We start from the raw sequence: 19143 nt of genomic DNA on the forward strand, positions 1-19143 counted from the left end.
TCCAGTGTAGGAGCCCGCTGTGCTGGCGAAGCTGTCTGATCAGGTATTCGCCTCGCCTGCTTCGCCGGCAAGGCCGGCTCCCACGGACCCAGACGACGGCAGTCAGGCATGCTGGCGCGCTTGTTCCGCCAGCCGCTCGATGGCCAGATCGAGGTCGTCGAGCGCTGCCTGGGCCTGTGGGCTGCCCTGTTTGAGCAAGGTTTCGCTACGCTGGCAAGCCGCGCGCAACTGCGGTACGCCGCAATAGCGCGAGGCGCCGTTGAGGCGGTGCACGCGCTCGATGATCGCCGTGCGATCGGTGGCATTGCGCGCTGCCAGGATGGCTTCGCGGTCGGCAGCCAGCGAAGCCAGCAACATGCTCAGCATGTCCGCTGCCAGGTCCGGCTTGCCGGCGGCCAGGCGCAGGCCTTCCTCCGGGTCGAGCACCTTCAGTTCGCCGCTGTCCGGCAGCCGTTCAGGGCTGCGCTCCGGGGGCGGCGCGCCGAGGCTCAGACCGGTCCACTTCATTACCACCTGGGCCAGCTGGCGTTCGCTGATCGGCTTGGTCAGGTAGTCATCCATGCCGCTGTGCAACAGGGCGCGTTTCTCGTTGGCCATCGCATGGGCGGTCAGGGCGACGATCGGCAGCGGCTGGCCGCTCTGGCTGCTTTCCCAGCGGCGGATCTGCTCGGTGCAGGCGCGCCCGTCCATGCCAGGCATCTGCACGTCCATCAGCACCAGGTCGAAGGGTTCGTCCTGCACCACCTGTACCGCGGTGTAGCCGCTGTCCACCGCCAGCACCTCGGCACCCATGCCTTCGAGCAAGGTCTGCACCAGCAGCAGGTTGGCCGGGTTGTCGTCGACGCAGAGGATCTTCGGCATGCGTTGCCCGGTGTTCACCCGTTGTTCGCTCAAGGGTCGGCGCGGTTGCACCAGCTCCAGCAACAGCCGGCGGATCTTGCGGGTACAGGTGGGCTTGGCCAGCAGTTGGCCATGGGCGTTGGGCAAGTACGGCAGGTAGAGTGGCTGCTCGGTGGTCGGGCACAGCGCCACGCACTGGCAGCCCAGGCCTTCGAGTTGCTGCAGGTACTGGCTGAGCTGTTCCGGGCCGAGGCTGCCGAGGTTGACCCCGAGCACGGCGAAGTCGAACGGCTTGCCGGCCTGGTTGGCCGCCTGGACCGCCTGCAACAGTTGCTCGCAGGAGGAGAACAGGGTCACCGACAGGCCGCAGTCCTCGAGCTGGTGTTCCAGCGCCTGGCGGGCCAGGTCGTGGCTGTCGACGATGGCCACGCGGCGGCCGAGCAGGGCCGGCAGCGGTTGCTCCTCGCCGTCGTCGTGGGCCTTGGGCAGGTTGAGGCTGATCCAGAACTGCGAGCCTTCACCGGGGGTGCTGTCGACGCCGATCTCACCACCCATCTGTTCGATCAGGCGTTTGGAGATCACCAGCCCCAGGCCGGTGCCGCCGGGTTGGCGCGACAGCGAGTTGTCGGCCTGGCTGAAGGCCTGGAACAGGGTGCGCACGTCCTGCGGCGACAGGCCGATGCCGGTGTCTTGCACACTGATGCGCAGTTGCACGCTGTCTTCCTGTTCGTCGTCGAGCATGGCGCGCACGACGATGGTGCCTTCGCGGGTGAACTTGATGGCGTTGCTCACCAGGTTGGTGAGGATCTGCTTGAGTCGCAGCGGGTCGCCGACCAGCGACAGCGGGGTGTCGCGATACACCAGGCTGAGCAGTTCGAGCTGCTTGGCGTGGGCTGCCGGGGCGAGGATGGTCAAAGTGTCCTGGATCAGGTCGCGCAGGTTGAACGGAATGCTGTCGAGCACCAGCTTGCCGGCCTCGATCTTGGAGAAGTCGAGGATCTCGTTGATGATCCCCAGCAGGTTGTCGGCGGACTTTTCGATGGTGCCCAGGTAGTCGAGCTGGCGCGGGCTCAGCTCGCTTTTCTGCAACAGGTGGGTGAAGCCGAGAATGCCGTTGAGCGGGGTGCGGATTTCATGGCTCATGTTGGCCAGGAACTCCGACTTGATGCGGCTGGCTTCCAGGGCCTCCTTGCGCGCCATGTCCAGCTCGATGTTCTGGATCTCGATGGTTTCCAGGTTCTGGCGCACGTCCTCGGTGGCCTGGTCGATGCTGTGCTGCAGCTCTTCGTGGGCGCTGTGCAGGGTTTCGGCCATGCGGTTGATGCCGCCGGCAAGCTCATCGAGCTCATGGCTGCCCATGGCCGGCAGGCGTTCGTCGAGATGGCCGTCCTTGAGCTGGTTGACCGCGTGCTTGATGCGGTTGATCGGGCCGTTGATGGTGCGGCTCATGCGCAGGGCGAGCAGGGCGGTCAGGCTCAGGCAGGCGAGAATCAGCAGCAGGCTGGTGAACAGGTTGCGGTAGCCGCGCAGCAAGGTGCCGTCATGGGACAGCTCGATTTCGACCCAACCCAGCAGCCGCTCGGCCTCGGCGGGCACGGCGTCGGTGGCCAGGTCGCGGTGATGGCCGAACACCGGCATCAGGTAGCGGGTGGCATCGTTGCCGGTGCGCTGCAGCAGTTGCGTGCCGGTGCCACCGCTGGGCGGCTGATTGAGCATGCTCGGGCCGGCGTGGGCCAGGCGGGTGCGGTCGGCGGCGAGGAAGGCCACAGCGCGCACGTCGGATTGCTCCAGGGCCTGGGCGGCGATGCGCTCCAGCTGCGCCGGAGCCTGGCGGGCCAGGGCCGGGGCCGCCAGCGGGGCCAGTTGCTCGGCGATCATCTTGCCGCGTTGCAGCAACTGCGTGCGCAGGTCGCTCTGCTGCAGCCAGGTGAAGTAGCAGCCCAGCACCAGGGCCATCAGGCTGGCGGGCAGCAAAGCCAGCAGCAACACGCGGCTGCGGATTCCCAAACGGTCGAGCACACCTCTCTCCTGTCATGTGCTTAAGGGCGCGGTTCGCGCTTCAGGCGGAACGTTACTCCGGGTAGGGGGGCAATGCACCCATTTGTGTTTGATTTTGTTTCAAGAAGGCCTGGTGTGGGCCTGTTTCTCACGTGTGCGCCGGATGTGTCCTACGTAGCGCCGGTCGTACTGTGGTTGCTTGCCGTTGGCGCTTGTCGAATAATCGCGTAATTGAGAATTGATGGCAGTTGCCAATGCATCCTGTATCTATCCGCGCCACCCATATCCTCGCCATCGAGGACGACCCCGTGCTGGGCGCCTACCTGCACGAGGAACTACAGCGCGGCGGCTTCCACGTCACCTGGTGCCGCAATGGCCTCGAGGGCCTGGAGGTCGCCGCCCGGCAAGCCTTCGACCTGGTCTTGATGGATATCCTGCTGCCGGGGCTCAACGGCCTCGACGCCCTGGCCAGCCTGCGCCGACACAGTGCCACGCCGGTGATCCTGATGTCGGCGCTGGGGGCCGAGGCCGACCGCATCAGTGGTTTCGAGCGTGGCGCCGACGATTACCTGCCCAAGCCGTTCAGCTTCGCCGAACTGCGCGTGCGCATCGAGGCGATCCTGCGCCGGGTGGCGTTCGAGCGGCGGACCCAGGCGCCGCGCGAGGCCGAGGCCGGACAGTTGCAATTCGATGAACAGGCTTGTGATGTCAGCCTGGCCGGCACACGCGCCTGCCTCACCCCCAGCGAATACCGTCTGCTCGATACCTTGCACCGCAGTAGCGACGAGGTGCTGAGCAAACCCTTCCTTTACCAGCAGGTCTTGCAGCGTGGCTATTCGCGACATGACCGCAGCCTGGACATGCACGTCAGCCAGATCCGCCGCAAGCTCAAGGCCATCGGTTATCACGAGCGCCAGGTGCGCACGGTGTGGGGCAAGGGCTATGTGTTCGGCGCGGGCGAGGCGGACTGAGGCGTGCTCGATCGTCATTCGTTGTTCTGGAGGCTGGCTGTCCTGCTGGTGGGGTTCTGCCTGCTGATGATTGGCCTGAGCTACAGCTGGGGTCGGCACATGGAAACCCAGGATGCCTTTCTCTCCGAGCCGGCTCGCCAGGTGCTGCGCGGCTACGCCGCAGAGGCCGAACAGGCCTGGCGCAGCGGCGGGCAGGTCGGCGTCGATGCATGGTTGAGCGGCATGCATGAGCGCGAGCAGGGGTGGGTGGGGGTGCTCGATGGCGACCTGCAACCACTGGGCAGCGCCAACCTGAGCAGCAGCCAGACCCAGCGCCTGACCCGCCTGCGCGGCGTCGACTGGCCCATGAGCCGGCGCAGCATCGGCCAACCCTGGTTGCGCCTGCCGTTCCCCCTGGCGCCGGAGCAGGGCATGCTGGTGATCGAGCTGCCCGAGCGCTTCAACCCCGGCCAGTATCGCTTGTTCTGGCGCGTCGTCACCAACGGCGTTATCCCCGGGCTGTTCACCTTGCTGCTGTGCGTGGGCCTTTACCGCATGCTGATCGTGCCACTGAACCAGCTGCGCGAGCAGGCCAATGCCTGGCGCGCCGACCAGTTGGCCGCGCGCCTGGACGCGCGCACCACCCAGCGGCGCGACGAACTGGGCGAGCTGGCCCGCGCCTTCGACCAGATGGCCGAACGCCTGCAGGGCACCGTGACCTTGCAGCAGCAGTTGCTGCGCGACCTGTCCCATGAAATGCGCACCCCACTCAGCCGCCTGCGGGTGGCCTGCGATGGCGAGACCGATCTGCAACGCCTGCGCGAACGCCTGCACCGTGAGGTGGACGCCATGCAGCAACTGGTCGAGGACACCCTGCAACTGGCCTGGCAGGACGCCGAGCGGGCGCCGATGAACCTCGAACCGATCCAGCTGCAGGCGCTGTGGGACATGCTCAGCGAGAACGCCTGCTATGAAAGTGGCTGGGCTCCGGCGCGGTTGCATTGCGAGCTGCCGGCCGACTGTTGGGTGCAAGGCAATCTCAACCACTTGGCCCAGGCTCTGGAGAACGTGCTGCGTAATGCCATCCGCCATTCCCCTGCCCAGGGCCTGGTCAGGCTCAGCGGGCGGCGCCATGGCCATTACTGGCATATCGAATTGGAAGACGACGGTGGTGGCGTGGCCGAGGCCGACCTGGAGCGGATCTTCGCGCCGTTTTCGCGGCTTGATGGCTCGCGGCCGGGGGATGGCGGCTTCGGCCTGGGGTTGAGCATTGCCCGCAGTGCCATCGAGCGTCAGGGCGGACGGGTGTGGGCGGTCAATGGCGCGCAGGGGTTGCGGGTGTGCCTGCGCCTGGCGGCGACGCCAGGCAGCGTGCCGCCTGGTTCGCCAGCAAGGCTGGCGCTTACAGGCTGATCATCCATCAACTTATAGCCAGCGGTTATAGTGTCCGACGATTGCGTGATATGGCCGCGCTGGGTTTGCCGGTATGATAGGCGCCCCTGCCGTCCGGATTGCGAAAACGCCCATGACCCTGCAGTACCCAACCATTGCCGATTGCGTCGGCCACACGCCTCTGGTTCGCCTGCAGCGCATTGCCGGGGCCACCAACAACACCCTGCTGCTCAAGCTCGAAGGCAACAACCCGGCGGGTTCGGTCAAGGACCGTCCGGCGTTGTCGATGATCACCCGCGCTGAACTGCGCGGGCAGATCAAGCCAGGCGACACGCTGATCGAAGCCACCTCGGGCAACACCGGCATCGCCCTGGCCATGGCCGCGGCGATCAAGGGCTACAAGATGATCCTGATCATGCCCGACAACTCCACCACCGAACGCAAGGCGGCGATGACCGCCTATGGCGCCGAGTTGATCCTGGTGACCAAGGAGGAGGGCATGGAGGGCGCGCGCGACCTTGCCGAGAAGCTGCAGGCCGAAGGTCGCGGGTTGGTGCTGGACCAGTTCGCCAACGGCGACAACCCGATCGCCCACTACAACAGCACCGGCCCGGAAATCTGGCAGCAGACCCAGGGCACCATCACCCATTTCGTCAGCTCCATGGGCACCACCGGTACCATCATGGGCTGCTCGCAGTACCTCAAGGAGCAGAATCCAGCGGTGCAGATCATTGGTTTGCAGCCGATGGAAGGCTCGGCCATCCCCGGCATACGCCGCTGGCCCCACGAATACCTGCCGAAGATCTTCGACGCCAGCCGTGTCGACCGGGTGGTCGACATGTCCCAGCAGGAGGCCGAGGACACCACGCGCCGCCTTGCCCGCGAAGAGGGCATTTTCTGCGGCGTGTCCTCCGGCGGTGCAGTGGCGGCGATGCTACGCCTGTCCCTGGAGGTCGAGAACGCGGTGATGGTCGCCATCATCTGCGATCGTGGCGACCGTTACCTGTCCACCGGTTTGTTCGACGCGACCTGATGTCCAGAAAGAAAAGCAACGGCGGCCTGCGCTTCCAGCCGGCCGGCGGCAACCGTACCCCACAGGTTCCCGTGGGCAAGAAACAGCGTCTGCTGATCGAGCGCGTGTCCGGCGATGGCCGGGGCATTGCCTTCGTCGAAGGGCGTACCTGGTTCGTCAGCGGCGCGCTGGACGGCGAGGACGTCGAGGCGCGCGTGCTCGCGGCGCGCGGCAAGGTGGTCGAGGCGCGCCTGGAGCGTGTGTTCCAGGCCAGCGCGCAACGGCGCGAAGCGCCCTGCCGGCATTACGCCCGCTGCGGCGGTTGCAACCTGCAACATGTCCCCCATGCCGACCAGTTGGCCCTCAAGCAGCGCCTGCTGGCCGAGCAGTTGCAGCGGGTTGCTGGGCTGCAGCCAGAAGAGTGGGCCGCGCCCCTGAGCGGGCCGGAGTTCGGCTACCGACGCCGGGCGCGGGTGGCGGTGCGCTGGGATGTCAAGGCACGCCATCTGGACGTGGGCTTTCGCGCCGAGGCCAGTCAGGACATCGTCGCCATCGACGACTGCCCGGTGCTGGTACAACCCTTGCAGTCCATTTTCCGCCACTTGCCCACCGTGCTGCGCAGCTTGAGCAAGCCACAGGCGCTGGGGCATGTAGAACTGTTCAGCGGCACGGCGCAAGCGCTGCTGGTGCGTCACGTGGCAGCGTTGCCTGCTGAAGACCTGGCGCGCCTTGCGGCATTCTGTGCCGAAGCCGGCGCCCAGCTTTGGTTGCAGGGCGAAGGTCAGCCGGCCCCGGTGGACGCCGCGGCGCAGTTGGGCTTTGCCCTCGAGCCCTGGGGCCTGGAGCTGGCCTGGCGGCCTGGAGATTTCGTCCAGGTCAACGCCCAAGTCAATAGCCTGATGATCCAGCAGGCCTTGGCCTGGCTGGCGCCGCAGGCCGACGAGCGGGTGCTGGACCTGTTCTGCGGCCTGGGTAATTTCGCCCTGCCCCTGGCGCGCCAGGCGCGCGAGGTGGTGGCGGTGGAAGGCGTGCAGGCCATGGTCGAGCGCGCCGAGGCCAATGCCCGAAACAACAATGTGCATAACGCACGGTTTTTTCAGGCCGATTTATCGCAGCCTTTGGCGGACGCCGGATGGGTCGCCGAAGGTTTTTCTGCGGTACTCTTGGACCCACCGCGCGACGGCGCTTTCGAGGTGGTGCAAGGCATCGCCCGGCTGGGTGCGCAGCGGATGGTCTATGTATCGTGCAACCCGGCCACGCTGGCGCGAGACGCCCAGGTGCTGGCGGGGCAGGGGTACCGGTTAAAAAGGGCCGGGATTCTCGACATGTTTCCTCAGACGGCACATGTCGAGGCCATGGCGTTATTCGAAGCGGGCTAGCGCGGCTGGCCCCTTGGTGTCGCGTTCAAGGAACGAAGGCGGCACAGGTGATAGTCAGCGTGCCCGCGTGGCGCGCTGTATGGAAAGGTAAAGCAAAGATGGTACAGGTGAGAGTGCACCAGCCGGTCAACAACGACGGCAGTATCAATCTCGAAGCATGGCTCGATCATGTGGTGAGCGTCGATTCGCAGCTCGATCGCCCGGCGCTCAAAGAGGCCTGCGAGTTCGCCCAGGAAGTCGAGAAGAAGGGCAACCCGGCCAAGCATTCCTGGGCGGACGGGACGTCCAGTTTCCAGGCGGGGCTGGAGATCGCCGAGATCCTCGCCGACCTCAAGCTCGATCAGGACTCGCTGGTCGCCGCGGTGATCTACCGCTCGGTGCGTGAAGGCAAGGTGACCTTGGCCGAAGTCGGCCAGCGTTTCGGCCCGGTGGTGTCCAAGCTGATCGACGGCGTGTTGCGCATGGCCGCCATCAGTGCCAGTCTCAGTCCGCGCCAGTCGCTGGTGCTCGGCTCCCAGGCGCAGGTGGAGAACCTGCGCAAGATGCTGGTGGCCATGGTCGACGATGTGCGCGTGGCGCTGATCAAGCTGGCTGAACGCACCTGCGCCATTCGCGCGGTCAAGGCTGCCGATGACGAGAAACGCCTGCGGGTAGCCCGCGAGGTGTTCGACATCTATGCGCCGCTGGCCCACCGCCTGGGCATCGGCCATATCAAGTGGGAACTGGAAGACCTCTCGTTCCGCTACCTCGAGCCCGACCAGTACAAGCAGATCGCCAAGCTGCTGCACGAGCGCCGGCTGGACCGCGAGCGTTTCATCAGCGACGTGATGAACCAGCTGCAGAACGAATTGCTGGCCACTGGGGTCAACGCCGATATCAGTGGCCGGGCGAAACATATCTATTCGATTTGGCGCAAGATGCAGCGCAAGGGCCTGGAGTTCAGCCAGATCTATGACGTGCGCGCAGTGCGTGTGCTGGTGCCGGAGGTGCGCGACTGCTACACCGCGCTGGGGATCGTCCACACCCTGTGGCGGCATATCCCCAAGGAGTTCGACGACTACATCGCCAACCCCAAGGAGAACGGCTACCGCTCGCTGCACACCGCGGTGATCGGCCCTGAGGGCAAGGTCCTCGAGGTGCAGATCCGCACCCATGCCATGCACGAGGAAGCCGAGCTCGGTGTCTGCGCGCATTGGCGCTACAAGGGCACCGACGTCAAGCCCAGTTCCAACCATTACGAAGAGAAGATCTCCTGGCTGCGCCAGGTGCTCGAGTGGCACGAGGAGCTGGGCGATATCGGCGGCCTGGCTGAACAGCTGCGCGTCGATATCGAGCCGGACCGGGTCTATGTATTCACCCCCGACGGCCACGCCATCGACCTGCCCAAGGGCGCCACGCCACTGGACTTCGCCTACCGGGTGCACACCGAGATCGGCCACAACTGCCGTGGCGCCAAGATCAACGGGCGCATCGTGCCGCTCAACTACAGCCTGCAGACCGGCGAGCAGGTGGAGATCATCACCAGCAAGCATGGCAGCCCGAGCCGCGACTGGTTGAACTCCAACCTGGGCTACGTCACCACCTCGCGGGCCCGGGCCAAGATCGTCCACTGGTTCAAACTGCAGGCCCGCGACCAGAACGTGGCCGCCGGCAAGACCCTGCTCGAGCGCGAGTTGAGCCGCTTGGGCCTGCCCCAGGTGGACTTCGAGCGCCTGGCCGAGAAGGCCAATGTCAAGACCGCCGAGGACATGTTCGCCGCCCTCGGCGCTGGCGACCTGCGCCTGGCGCACATGGTCAATGCCGCGCAGCAGCTGCTCGAGCCCGAGCGCCTGGAACCGGTCGAGTTGATTCCGCGCCAGGCCCGTGGCATCCGTGCGGGCAAGCGTAGCGATATCCAGATCCAGGGCGTCGGCAACCTGCTCACGCAGATGGCCGGCTGCTGCCAGCCGTTGCCGGGTGATGCCATCGTCGGCTACATCACCCAGGGCCGCGGGGTGAGTATCCACCGCCAGGACTGTGCCTCGGTACTGCAACTGGCGGGCAAGGAGCCGGAGCGGATGATCCAGGTCAGCTGGGGGCCGATCCCGGTGCAGACCTATCCGGTGGACATCGTCATCCGCGCCTACGACCGCCCGGGGCTGCTGCGCGACGTGTCGCAGGTGCTGCTCAACGAGAAGATCAACGTACTGGCGGTCAACACCCGCTCGAACAAGGAAGACAACACCGCGCTGATGTCGCTGACCATCGAGATTCCCGGCCTGGACGCGCTTGGGCGCCTGCTCGGCAGGATTTCGCAGTTGCCCAACATCATCGAGACGCGGCGTAACCGTACCCCTTGATACTGCCATTGCCTGGCAAATCGCATCGGCGCACCGCCGCTCCCACGCTGTTGTACCGTGGGAGCGGGTTTGCCAGGCAATGAGGCCGGTAAGGACCACCCATGACTTATACCCTCGAAGACCTGCTGCACCTGATGGCCCGCCTGCGCGACCCGCAGTACGGTTGCCCTTGGGATCTCAAGCAGGACTACGCCAGCATCGTCCCGCACACGATCGAAGAGGCCTACGAAGTGGCCGACACCATCGAGCGCGGTGACTTCGAGCACCTGCAGGGCGAGCTGGGCGACCTGTTGTTCCAGGTGGTCTACTACAGCCAGCTGGCACGGGAAGAAGGGCGCTTCGAGTTCGACGGCGTGATCGATGCGATCACCCGCAAGCTTATCCGCCGCCACCCCCATGTATTCCCCACTGGCGAGCTCTATGCGCCGCTGGACACCCCCATGTTGAACGAGGCCCAGGTCAAGTCGCGCTGGGAAGAGATCAAGGCCGAGGAACGCGCCGAGAAGAGCGAGCCTGAACAGCTCTCGCTGCTCGACGATGTGCCGGCGGCCTTGCCTGCGCTGTCACGGGCGGCCAAGCTGCAGAAGCGCGCTGCCACGGTCGGTTTCGACTGGCCCGAGGCCCTGCCGGTACTGGACAAGGTGCGCGAGGAACTCGACGAAGTGCTGCAGGCCATGGCCGATGGCGACAGCGATGCGTTGGAGGATGAGCTGGGCGACCTGTTGTTCGCCACCGTCAACCTGGCCCGTCACCTCAAGCACGACCCGGAAAACGCCCTGCGCCGCGCCAACCGCAAGTTCGAGCGGCGCTTCCGATTCATCGAACAGGCATTGCGCGAGCAGGGCCTGAACATCCAAGATCGTACCCTCGACGAGCTGGACGCCCTGTGGGGCGAGGCCAAGCGTCAGGAAAAGAACCTGCCCAGCTGCGGCTGAGCTGATGCATAAGTGAGTGAACACGATGAGCCTTTCCCTTCGCGACCAATTGCTCAAAGCCGGTCTGGTCAACCAGAAACAGGTTTCTCAGGCCAACAAGGCCGAGAAAAAACAGAAACGCCTGGAACATAAAGGCCAGGTCGAGGTGGACGACAGCCAGCAGCGCCTGGCCAAGCAAGCCCAGGCCGAGAAGGCCAAGAAAGACCAGGAGCTGAACCGCCAGGTCCAGGAGAAGGCCGAGCAGAAGGCCCGCGCCGCGCAGGTCAAGCAATTGATCGAGGCGACCCGCCTGCCCAAGCTGAACACCGAGGACTATTACAACTTCGTCGACGACAAGAAGGTCAAGCGCATCGCCGTCAACGCCCTGATGCGCAGCAAGCTGAGCAGCGGCGCGCTGGCGATCGTCGCCCACGGCGGCGGCTACGAAGTGATCCCGCGCGAGGCGGCGGTGAAGATCCAGGAGCGCGATCCGAATCGTATCCTGCTGCTCAACACCCATGTCGAGGAAGCGGACGAGGACGACCCGTACGCCGCCTACAAGATCCCTGACGATCTGATGTGGTAAGCATGAAAAACCCCGCCTAGGCGGGGTTTTCTTATTGAAGACTGGGTCATTGCGACGCGCGCTGATTCTCGAGGTATTCCAGTTCCATGCGGTATTTCTGAGCCAGGTGTTCTTCGTGGAACATACCGACCAGCTGGCCCTGCTGGCGCACCTCCCAGATCCGCAAGCCAGAGGCTTGGCTTTCGTGGGACATTTTCGATTCGTCGCGTTCGGTTACTTGGACTGTCATCGTTAAACTCCACTTCTTCGGTTGGCTGCGGCACTCTGTCGCAGGACTCCTTTATAGAATTTGTTAGCAGGCTAAGTAAATAAAACTGCGATGAAACAAGTTTCATGTAGGAGCGGCACGAGGCCGCTCCTACATGGGGGAGCGGTGTGCAGCAAAAAAGAAACCCCGCACAAGGCGGGGTTCCGGGCATTGCTGGCAGCGGTATCAGTTGCCCTTGACCGCCTTGCCGTCCACCGTGCCATCTTGCAGCACGATCACGTATTCCTTGCCGTCGGTCTCGACCTGGCGCAATTGCACCAGCAGGTAGTCCCAGTCCTTGGCGAACCACAGTTCGGTGATACGCTTGCTCTGGCTCGGGTCGCGCACGCGCTCGACCTTGATCGCCTCGACCTGACCGGTCTTGGTGGCGACTTTCTCGGCACCCAGCACGCGGAAGTCGTAGGTGTCGATCTCGTCACCGTCGACCACCTGATAGGTCATGCTCTTCTTGCCAGCGGCCACATCATGCTGCAGCGCCAGCTGGTACGACGACTTGTCCAGCACGCCACGGTTGAGCGGCAGGCTGACGGCATCGCCACGGTCGCTGCCGGTGACTTTCTTGCCGGTCCAGTCGAACGTCAGGTCGACCTTCTTGGCCTTGCCCAGGCCGCCACGCTCGAAGTGGTACTTCTGCGGCAGCAGGGTGTCGTTGTCCATGCGCAGGGTGCTTTGCTCGGTGAGGCTGGCGATCATCATGGACGCCTTGAAATTCAGGCTCCAGGTACCGTTGGCGTTCTTTTCCAGGCTGCGCTCGGCAGTGCCGCTCATGGGCAGCTGTTTCCAGTCGGCGGTGTAGCTGGCCGCGAAAGGCTTCAGATCAGCTGCCTGGAGCGGCAGGGCAAGCACGGCGAGAGCCAAGAGCAGGGCACGACGCATAAATTCTCCTAGGATCGAATCAAGTGACCGCTGGCCGCCAGCGGCTGGCCATCCAGTAATGCACCCTGTTCGCCCAGACGCAAGCGTCCTTCGGCAAACCAGCGCACCGCCAGCGGGTAGATCTGGTGTTCCTGCCGGTGCACCCGCTGGGCGAGTGACTCCGGGGTGTCATCCATTGCAACCGGGACCACAGCCTGTACGACCAGAGGCCCGCCATCGAGTTCCTCGGTGACGAAATGCACGCTGCAGCCATGTTCCGCATCACCGGCGTCCAGCGCGCGTTGGTGCGTGTGCAGGCCTTTGTACTTGGGCAGCAGTGACGGGTGGATATTCAGCAGGCGGCCCTGGTAGTGGCGCACGAAGCCGCCACTGAGGATGCGCATGAAGCCGGCCAGTACCACCAGGTCAGGCTCGAAGCCGTCGATCAGCGCCATCAGCGCCGCGTCGAAGGCTTCGCGACCGTCGAAACCCTGGTGCTCCAGCAGCGCGGTGTCGACACCGGCTGCCTTGGCACGTTCCAGGCCGTAGGCATCGGCGCGGTTGGAAATCACCGCGCGAATGCGTACCGGGCTGTCACTGGCGCTGGTGTTGTCGATCAGCGCTTGCAGGTTGCTGCCGGAGCCCGACAGCAATACCACTACGTTGCAGGTCTTGCTCGGCATCAGTGTGCCTTGAGGTTCTGCAGCTCGACCTGGGCGGCGCCTTCGGCGGCTTCGGCGATGTGGCCGATGACCCAAGGCTGCTCACCGGCGGCGCGCAGTTCGTTCAGGGCGGCTTCGACCTGATCCTGGGCGACACAGATGACCATGCCGACGCCGCAGTTCAGTACGCGGTGCATCTCGTGTTCGTCGACGTTGCCTTTTTCCTGCAGGAAGTCGAACACCACCGGGCGCTGCCAGCTGGCTACGTCGACCACGGCCTGGGCGCCTTTTGGCAGCACGCGCGGAATGTTGTCCAGCAGGCCGCCGCCAGTGATGTGGGCCATGGCCTTGACCGCGCCGGTCTGCTTGATCAGTTGCAGCAGGGGCTTGACGTAGATGCGGGTCGGCGCCATCAGCAGGTCGGCCAGTGGCTTGCCGTCGAGTTGGGTGTTGTCGATGTCGGTGCCGGACACTTCGAGGATCTTGCGGATCAGCGAGTAGCCGTTGGAGTGTGGGCCGGAGGACGGCAGGGCGATCAGCGCGTCGCCGGTGACCACTTTCGAGCCGTCGATGATCTCGGCCTTTTCCACCACGCCGACGCAGAAGCCGGCCAGGTCGTAGTCTTCGCCTTCGTACATGCCCGGCATTTCGGCGGTTTCACCACCGACCAGCGAGCAGCCGGCCAGCTCGCAACCAGCGCCAATGCCGGTGACCACTGTGGCGGCCACGTCGACGTTGAGCTTGCCGGTGGCGTAGTAGTCGAGGAAGAACAGCGGCTCGGCACCGCACACCACCAGGTCGTTGACGCACATGGCGACCAGGTCCTGGCCGATGCTGTCGTGCTTGTTCAGGTTCAGCGCCAGGCGCAGCTTGGTGCCGACGCCGTCGGTGCCGGAGACCAGCACCGGCTGCTTGTAGCCGGCCGGGATCTCGCAGAGGGCGCCGAAGCCGCCCAGGCCACCCATGACTTCAGGGCGTGCGGTGCGCTTGGCGACGCCCTTGATGCGTTCGACCAGTGCTTCGCCGGCGTCGATGTCTACACCGGCGTCTTTGTAGCTCAGGGAGGGTTGCTTGCTCATTGATCCAGGCCTTTAAGAGGGAGGGATTCTAGAAAACGACCATGACGGCCAAGGCCGACGGGAACGCGTGCGGCTGCCTGTACGTCACTGGTCTGCGAAGGCGCGCGATTTTATCAGGGTTGCCCCCAAGCGGCCATCCTCAGGCCGACGGGCAGGCGGCAAATGTCGCTAAAAAAACGCTTTCAGCGCCTGTGGCTGGTTGCCGCGCCAGTGCCTGTATAAGGTATAGGCATGGCGACGCAGGCAAATGGCCGCACTGGCGGAGTATTTGTTCGCTCCGCGCGGTCACAGCCGACAGGTTCGGGCGCGTCGCCCCATGGTTATCTGGACAGGAATCCTCAATGCGTCTTTTCAATTACCTCGCGGGTGCCTGTTTGCTAGCGGCCGCCAGCGCGGCTCAGGCCGAAACAGTCTCTGGCCTGTACCAGGTGCGCGAGCCCCTAGACGGGCAGGGCGGCGAGGCCCGCTCCCAGGCTACCGCCAAGGCCCTGGACACCCTGGTGCTGCGCCTGACGGGCGATCCCAGGGCACCGCAGGGCGCGGCACTGGCCAACCTGCGCAAGGATCCGCAGCAGATCATCAACCAGGTCGGCACCGAGGCCGGGCCACCCGAGGCGGTGCTGGTCGAGTTCGATCCAGGCAGCACCGAGCGGGTGTTGCGCCAGGCGGGCCTGGCCCTGTGGGGCAGCAATCGGCCGTCGATTCTCGGCTGGTGGTTGAACGACAGCGTCGAGGGCAGCAGCCTGGTCGGCGACGGTCAGGCCGCCGCCGAGCCATTGCGCCGCGCCGCCCAGCACCGTGGCCTGCCGCTGCGCTTGCCGCTGGCCGACCTGCAGGAACAACTGGTAGGCAACCCGCAGCATATCGATGGCAGCGATCCGGCCCCCCTGCGCGAGGCGTCCGAGCGCTATGGCGCCGATGCGCTGCTGGCCGTGCATGCGCGTGAGGTGGACGGCAAGTGGCAGGGCAAGTGGCAGTTGTGGCTGGGCGACCAGCGCGAGCAGGGCAGTGCCGAAGGGGCCGACCAGGCGGCATTGGCCGATGCGCTGCTGCTGGCGGTGAGCAATCGCCTGGCGCCCCGCTATGTGACGCGGCCAGGGGCCAGCAGCGATGTGCAGGTGCAGGTTCAGGGCATGAGCCTGCAGCGCTACGCCGAGCTGAGCCGTGTGCTCGAGCCTTACGGCGCGCGCCTGCAAATGGCCGATGGTGCTACCTTGACCTACGGCGTCACGGCGAACCGTGAGCAACTGCGCGCCCAACTGAGCCTGGCCAAGCTCCAGGAGTTGCCGACCGAGCCGGTACCCGCCACGCCAGCCGCGCAGGGCGAACCCGGCACGCCGCCACCTATCGCGCCAAAGCCGTTCGACGGCCTGCGTTTTCGCTGGTAAGGAGTGCCACGAATGACTGACATGCGTCGCTGGATCTGGCTCGGCGCGGCACTGGTGATTGCCGTGCTGCTGTATTTTCTGCACAACATCCTCTCGCCATTCCTGGTCGGCATCCTGCTGGCTTACTTGGCCGACCCGCTGGTCGACCGCCTGGAGCGCCTCGGGCTGTCGCGCACCTGGGGCGTGGTGGTGGTATTCAGCCTGTTTACCCTGATTTTCCTGGCGCTGCTGCTGGTGTTGGTGCCGATGCTGGCCAAGCAACTGGTGCGCTTGTACGAGTTGGCGCCGCAGATGCTCGACTGGTTGCAGCACGTGGCGTTGCCCTGGGTGCAAAGCCGCCTGGGCCTGGCCGATGGTTTCTGGAAGTTCGACAAGATCAAGTCGGCCATCACCGAGCACATGGGCCAGACCACCGACATCGTTGGCGTGCTGCTGTCCCAGGCCACCGCCTCGAGCCTGGCGCTGATCGGCTGGTTGGCCAACCTGGTGCTGATCCCGGTGGTGGGCTTCTACCTGCTGCGCGACTGGGACCTGATGATGGCCAAGCTGCGCAGCCTGCTGCCGCGCCAGCGTGAACCGCAGGTGGTGGGGCTGGCCGGAGAGTGCCATGAAGTGCTGGGCGCCTTCGTGCGTGGGCAGTTGTTGGTGATGCTGGCATTGGGCGTCATCTATTCCAGCGGGCTGATGCTGCTGGGGCTGGAGCTGGGCCTGTTGATCGGCATGCTGGCGGGGCTGGCGGCGATCGTGCCGTACATGGGCTTCATCATCGGCATTGGCGCGGCGCTGATCGCCGGATTGTTCCAATTTGGCGGCGACCTGTACCCGATGCTGGGCATCGTCGCGGTGTTCCTGGTCGGCCAGGCCCTCGAAGGCATGGTGCTGACGCCGTTGCTGGTGGGTGATCGCATCGGCCTGCACCCGGTGGCGGTGATCTTCGCGATCCTCGCCGGTGGCGAGTTGTTCGGCTTTACCGGCGTGCTGCTGGCGTTGCCGGTGGCGGCGGTGATCATGGTGCTGCTGCGGCATGTGCATGACCTGTACAAGGAGTCGGACATGTATGCCGGGGAGATCGACCCGGATCTATGACCGATCGAGACAAGCCCGCTGTCACGGTTGTTGGAGCGGGCTTGTCGAAATAGCGCAACTGCTTGATTTTACTTGTGCTATTTCCCTCGCCGATTGTGCCGCCCGCGTTGCGGGTATAGACTTTGCAACACTGTTCACCAAAGGCCCCCTGTGGTCCCCGCGACCGCCAGCCAGCATGAAACCGATCCAGTTGCCCCTGGGTGTGCGTCTGCGCGACGATGCCACCTTCATCAACTACTATCCGGGCGCCAATGCCGCGGCATTGGGCTACGTCGAGCGGCTATGCGAAGCCGACGCCGGCTGGACCGAGAGCCTCATCTACCTGTGGGGCAAGCAGGGTGTTGGCCGTACCCACCTGCTGCAAGCCGCCACCCACCGTTTCCAGCAACTTGGCGAGCCCGCCGTCTACCTGCCCCTGGCGCAATTGCTCGAGCGCGGTGTCGAGCTGCTCGACCACTTGGAGCAATACGAGCTGGTGTGCATCGATGACCTGCACGTGATTGCCGGCAAGGCGGACTGGGAAGAGGCGATGTTCCACCTGTTCAACCGCCTGCGCGACAGTGGTCGGCGCTTGTTGCTGGCGGCCTCCAGCTCGCCACGCGAATTGCCGATCAAGCTGGCCGACCTCAAGTCGCGGCTGACCCTGGCGCTGATCTTCCAGATGCGCGGCATGTCCGACGAAGACAAGCTGCGAGCCTTGCAACTGCGGGCCTCGCGCCGCGGCCTGCACCTGACCGACGAAGTCGGCCACTTCATCCTCACCCGTGGTACCCGTAGCATGAGCGCGCTGTTCGACCTGCTCGAGCGTCTCGACCAGGCCTCGCTGCAAGCTCAGCGCAAGTTGACTATTCCGTTTCTCAAGGAAACCCTCGGCTGGTAGTGGCCTGAAAGCACGGGGCCAGAGCCTCGAAACGGAAAAGTCACATCTTTTTCGATAAAATTTGCAAATGGGTCCGATAGAAGGCATAGTTTCCCCCTTCTAAAGGACTACAGACACGGTCGTGCCCATGCTGAAGCGCTTCGCACCCCTCGTGCCACTTGCACTTGCCACTCTTCTTTTCGGCTGCGCCTCCACCGGCCCGGTCGCAACCTCGCAGGATCGTCCGCTGGCCACCGAACAATCGGTCAAGGCCAAGGCGTCGGCTTCTTCCGTATTCACAGAGGAAGAACTGGCCAACGAAGATGATCTCGAGGCCTTCTCCAGCAACAGCAAGCCTTACCAGCTGCCGGTACTGGCCGACAGCATCCTCGAGCGTGGCATGTCACTGATCGGTACCCGCTATCGCTTTGGCGGTACCTCGGAGAAGTCCGGTTTCGATTGCAGCGGTTTCATCGGCTACCTGTTCCGCGAAGAAGCCGGAATGAACCTGCCACGCTCGACCCGCGAGATGATCAACGTCGACGCGCCTAAAGTCGCGCGCAACAAGCTCAAGCCGGGCGACCTGTTGTTCTTCAGCACCAACGGTCGGGGCCGGGTCAGCCATGCCGGTATCTACCTGGGTGACAACCAGTTCATCCACTCCAGCAGCCGCCGCAGCGGTGGCGTGCGCATCGACAGCCTGGGCGATCGCTACTGGAGCAAGACCTTCATCGAGGCCAAACGCGCGCTCGCCATGGCGCCGACCACGATCTCGCGCAATTGATTTGATATCAAAATGCTGTACCCTGCCACGGCGGCGTAGCTGAAAAAGCTCGCCGCCGTGCGCATTTACAGAAAGCGTCTAATCTAATTTCTCAACTCTTTTGGCTTCGGCTGTGGCCGGACGGTCTTCGATAGGACGTTACCATCATGGCGATGTTGGCGCGCTTCGCACTCCTTTCTCTCGCGGCACTGCTCGCTGCCTGTTCGAGCCGTGTTCCGGCGCCGGCTCCAGCGGCCAAACCGCCTGTGTCGTTCAGCCAGCAACCGGCTTCTTCGCCGGCAGCTGACGATGTGCTGTTTCGCGCCATCGGCCTGGTGGGCACGCCCTACCGCTGGGGTGGCAATACCCCGGACTCCGGCTTCGATTGCAGCGGCTTGATCGGCTATGTCTACCGGGACGCCGCCGGTATCAGCCTGCCGCGTACCACCCGCGACATGATCGTGATGCGCGCGCCGAACGTGGACATCAACGCCCTGCAGTCGGGCGACCTGGTGTTCTTCGCCACCGGTGGCGGCTCGCAGGTCAGCCATGCCGGTATCTATGTGGGCGAGGGGCGCTTCGTGCATGCGCCGTCCAGCGGCGGGACCGTGCGTCTGGATTACCTGTCGAGCAACTACTGGTCTCGCGCTTATCTGCAAGCCAAGCGCGTCCTGCCCCCGGGCCATCTGGCGCAAAACCCCTAAACAGATGGCGGTGCCCCCTGATCTGGGCTGACCGCACTATCCTTCTACCGCGCTTGCGCGCGTTGCGCC

The 19143-nt window shown here is 64.7% G+C and carries 17 protein-coding genes; 12 read left to right on the forward strand and 5 right to left on the reverse strand.

Going from position 1 to position 19143, the window contains the following annotated elements; all coding sequences use genetic code 11:
• Positions 1-102 precede the first annotated feature (102 nt).
• Positions 103-2859 (reverse strand): response regulator, encoded by a 2757-nt coding sequence (locus ACODS5_RS15500; protein WP_134691836.1) that lies wholly within the window; start codon positions 2857-2859, stop codon positions 103-105.
• A 233-nt stretch (positions 2860-3092) separates the two neighbouring features.
• Here ACODS5_RS15500 and ACODS5_RS15505 point away from each other — a divergent pair, with 233 nt between their 5' ends.
• The 7 genes from ACODS5_RS15505 (at position 3093) to ACODS5_RS15535 (ending at position 11410) form a co-directional block, all read left to right on the forward strand.
• Entirely contained in the window at positions 3093-3809 is a 717-nt protein-coding gene (locus tag ACODS5_RS15505) for a response regulator transcription factor (protein ID WP_134691837.1), read from the forward strand.
• 3 nt (positions 3810-3812) lie between these two features.
• A complete protein-coding gene (locus tag ACODS5_RS15510; protein WP_489109071.1) occupies positions 3813-5201 on the forward strand; it encodes a sensor histidine kinase in 1389 nt (462 codons plus the stop codon).
• 112 nt (positions 5202-5313) lie between these two features.
• On the forward strand, positions 5314-6213 hold the full coding sequence (cysM, locus tag ACODS5_RS15515; protein ID WP_489109072.1) for a cysteine synthase CysM: 900 nt from the start codon (positions 5314-5316) through the stop codon (positions 6211-6213).
• The gene (gene rlmD / locus ACODS5_RS15520; protein ID WP_489109073.1) at positions 6213-7571 is read left to right on the forward strand and encodes a 23S rRNA (uracil(1939)-C(5))-methyltransferase RlmD; all 1359 of its coding nucleotides are present in this window, start codon (positions 6213-6215) and stop codon (positions 7569-7571) included. The genes cysM and rlmD overlap by 1 nt, the downstream gene beginning before the upstream one ends.
• 98 nt (positions 7572-7669) lie before the next feature.
• Positions 7670-9910 carry a GTP diphosphokinase gene (relA, locus tag ACODS5_RS15525; RefSeq protein ID WP_134691841.1) on the forward strand — a complete coding sequence of 747 codons (2241 nt, stop codon included), beginning with the start codon at positions 7670-7672 and terminating at the stop codon, positions 9908-9910.
• A 101-nt stretch (positions 9911-10011) separates the two neighbouring features.
• Positions 10012-10845, forward strand: coding sequence for a nucleoside triphosphate pyrophosphohydrolase (gene mazG, locus ACODS5_RS15530; RefSeq protein ID WP_489109074.1), 834 nt, complete (start codon positions 10012-10014; stop codon positions 10843-10845).
• A gap of 25 nt (positions 10846-10870) precedes the next feature.
• Positions 10871-11410, forward strand: coding sequence for a DUF2058 domain-containing protein (locus tag ACODS5_RS15535; RefSeq protein ID WP_489109075.1), 540 nt, complete (start codon positions 10871-10873; stop codon positions 11408-11410).
• Between the two features lie 46 nt (positions 11411-11456).
• On the opposite strand, the gene ACODS5_RS15540 is transcribed toward ACODS5_RS15535, so the two are convergent.
• The 4 genes from ACODS5_RS15540 to purM form a co-directional block, all read right to left on the reverse strand.
• A complete protein-coding gene (locus tag ACODS5_RS15540; protein WP_134691844.1) occupies positions 11457-11639 on the reverse strand; it encodes a hypothetical protein in 183 nt (60 codons plus the stop codon).
• 204 nt (positions 11640-11843) lie between these two features.
• Entirely contained in the window at positions 11844-12554 is a 711-nt protein-coding gene (locus tag ACODS5_RS15545; protein ID WP_134691845.1) for a DUF3108 domain-containing protein, read from the reverse strand.
• Positions 12555-12562: 8 nt separating this feature from the next.
• Positions 12563-13216, reverse strand: a complete 654-nt coding sequence (purN, locus tag ACODS5_RS15550) for a phosphoribosylglycinamide formyltransferase (protein ID WP_134691846.1) — start codon at positions 13214-13216, stop codon at positions 12563-12565.
• Positions 13216-14274 (reverse strand): phosphoribosylformylglycinamidine cyclo-ligase, encoded by a 1059-nt coding sequence (gene purM, locus ACODS5_RS15555; protein WP_134691847.1) that lies wholly within the window; start codon positions 14272-14274, stop codon positions 13216-13218. The genes purN and purM overlap by 1 nt, the downstream gene beginning before the upstream one ends.
• Before the next feature lie 341 nt (positions 14275-14615).
• Here purM and ACODS5_RS15560 point away from each other — a divergent pair, with 341 nt between their 5' ends.
• The 5 genes from ACODS5_RS15560 to ACODS5_RS15580 all read left to right on the forward strand — a co-directional run bounded on the left by ACODS5_RS15560 (position 14616) and on the right by ACODS5_RS15580 (position 19074).
• A complete protein-coding gene (locus tag ACODS5_RS15560; protein WP_134691848.1) occupies positions 14616-15662 on the forward strand; it encodes a DUF2066 domain-containing protein in 1047 nt (348 codons plus the stop codon).
• Positions 15663-15674: 12 nt separating this feature from the next.
• The gene (locus ACODS5_RS15565) at positions 15675-16748 is read left to right on the forward strand and encodes an AI-2E family transporter (RefSeq protein WP_134691849.1); all 1074 of its coding nucleotides are present in this window, start codon (positions 15675-15677) and stop codon (positions 16746-16748) included.
• A 175-nt stretch (positions 16749-16923) separates the two neighbouring features.
• A complete protein-coding gene (gene hda / locus ACODS5_RS15570) occupies positions 16924-17628 on the forward strand; it encodes a DnaA regulatory inactivator Hda (protein ID WP_031314897.1) in 705 nt (234 codons plus the stop codon).
• Between the two features lie 127 nt (positions 17629-17755).
• On the forward strand, positions 17756-18391 hold the full coding sequence (locus tag ACODS5_RS15575) for a C40 family peptidase (RefSeq protein WP_134691850.1): 636 nt from the start codon (positions 17756-17758) through the stop codon (positions 18389-18391).
• 146 nt (positions 18392-18537) lie between these two features.
• Entirely contained in the window at positions 18538-19074 is a 537-nt protein-coding gene (locus ACODS5_RS15580) for a C40 family peptidase (RefSeq protein ID WP_134691851.1), read from the forward strand.
• Positions 19075-19143: the final 69 nt, after the last annotated feature.

It is taken from the genome of Pseudomonas sp. FG47 (assembly GCF_057809115.1).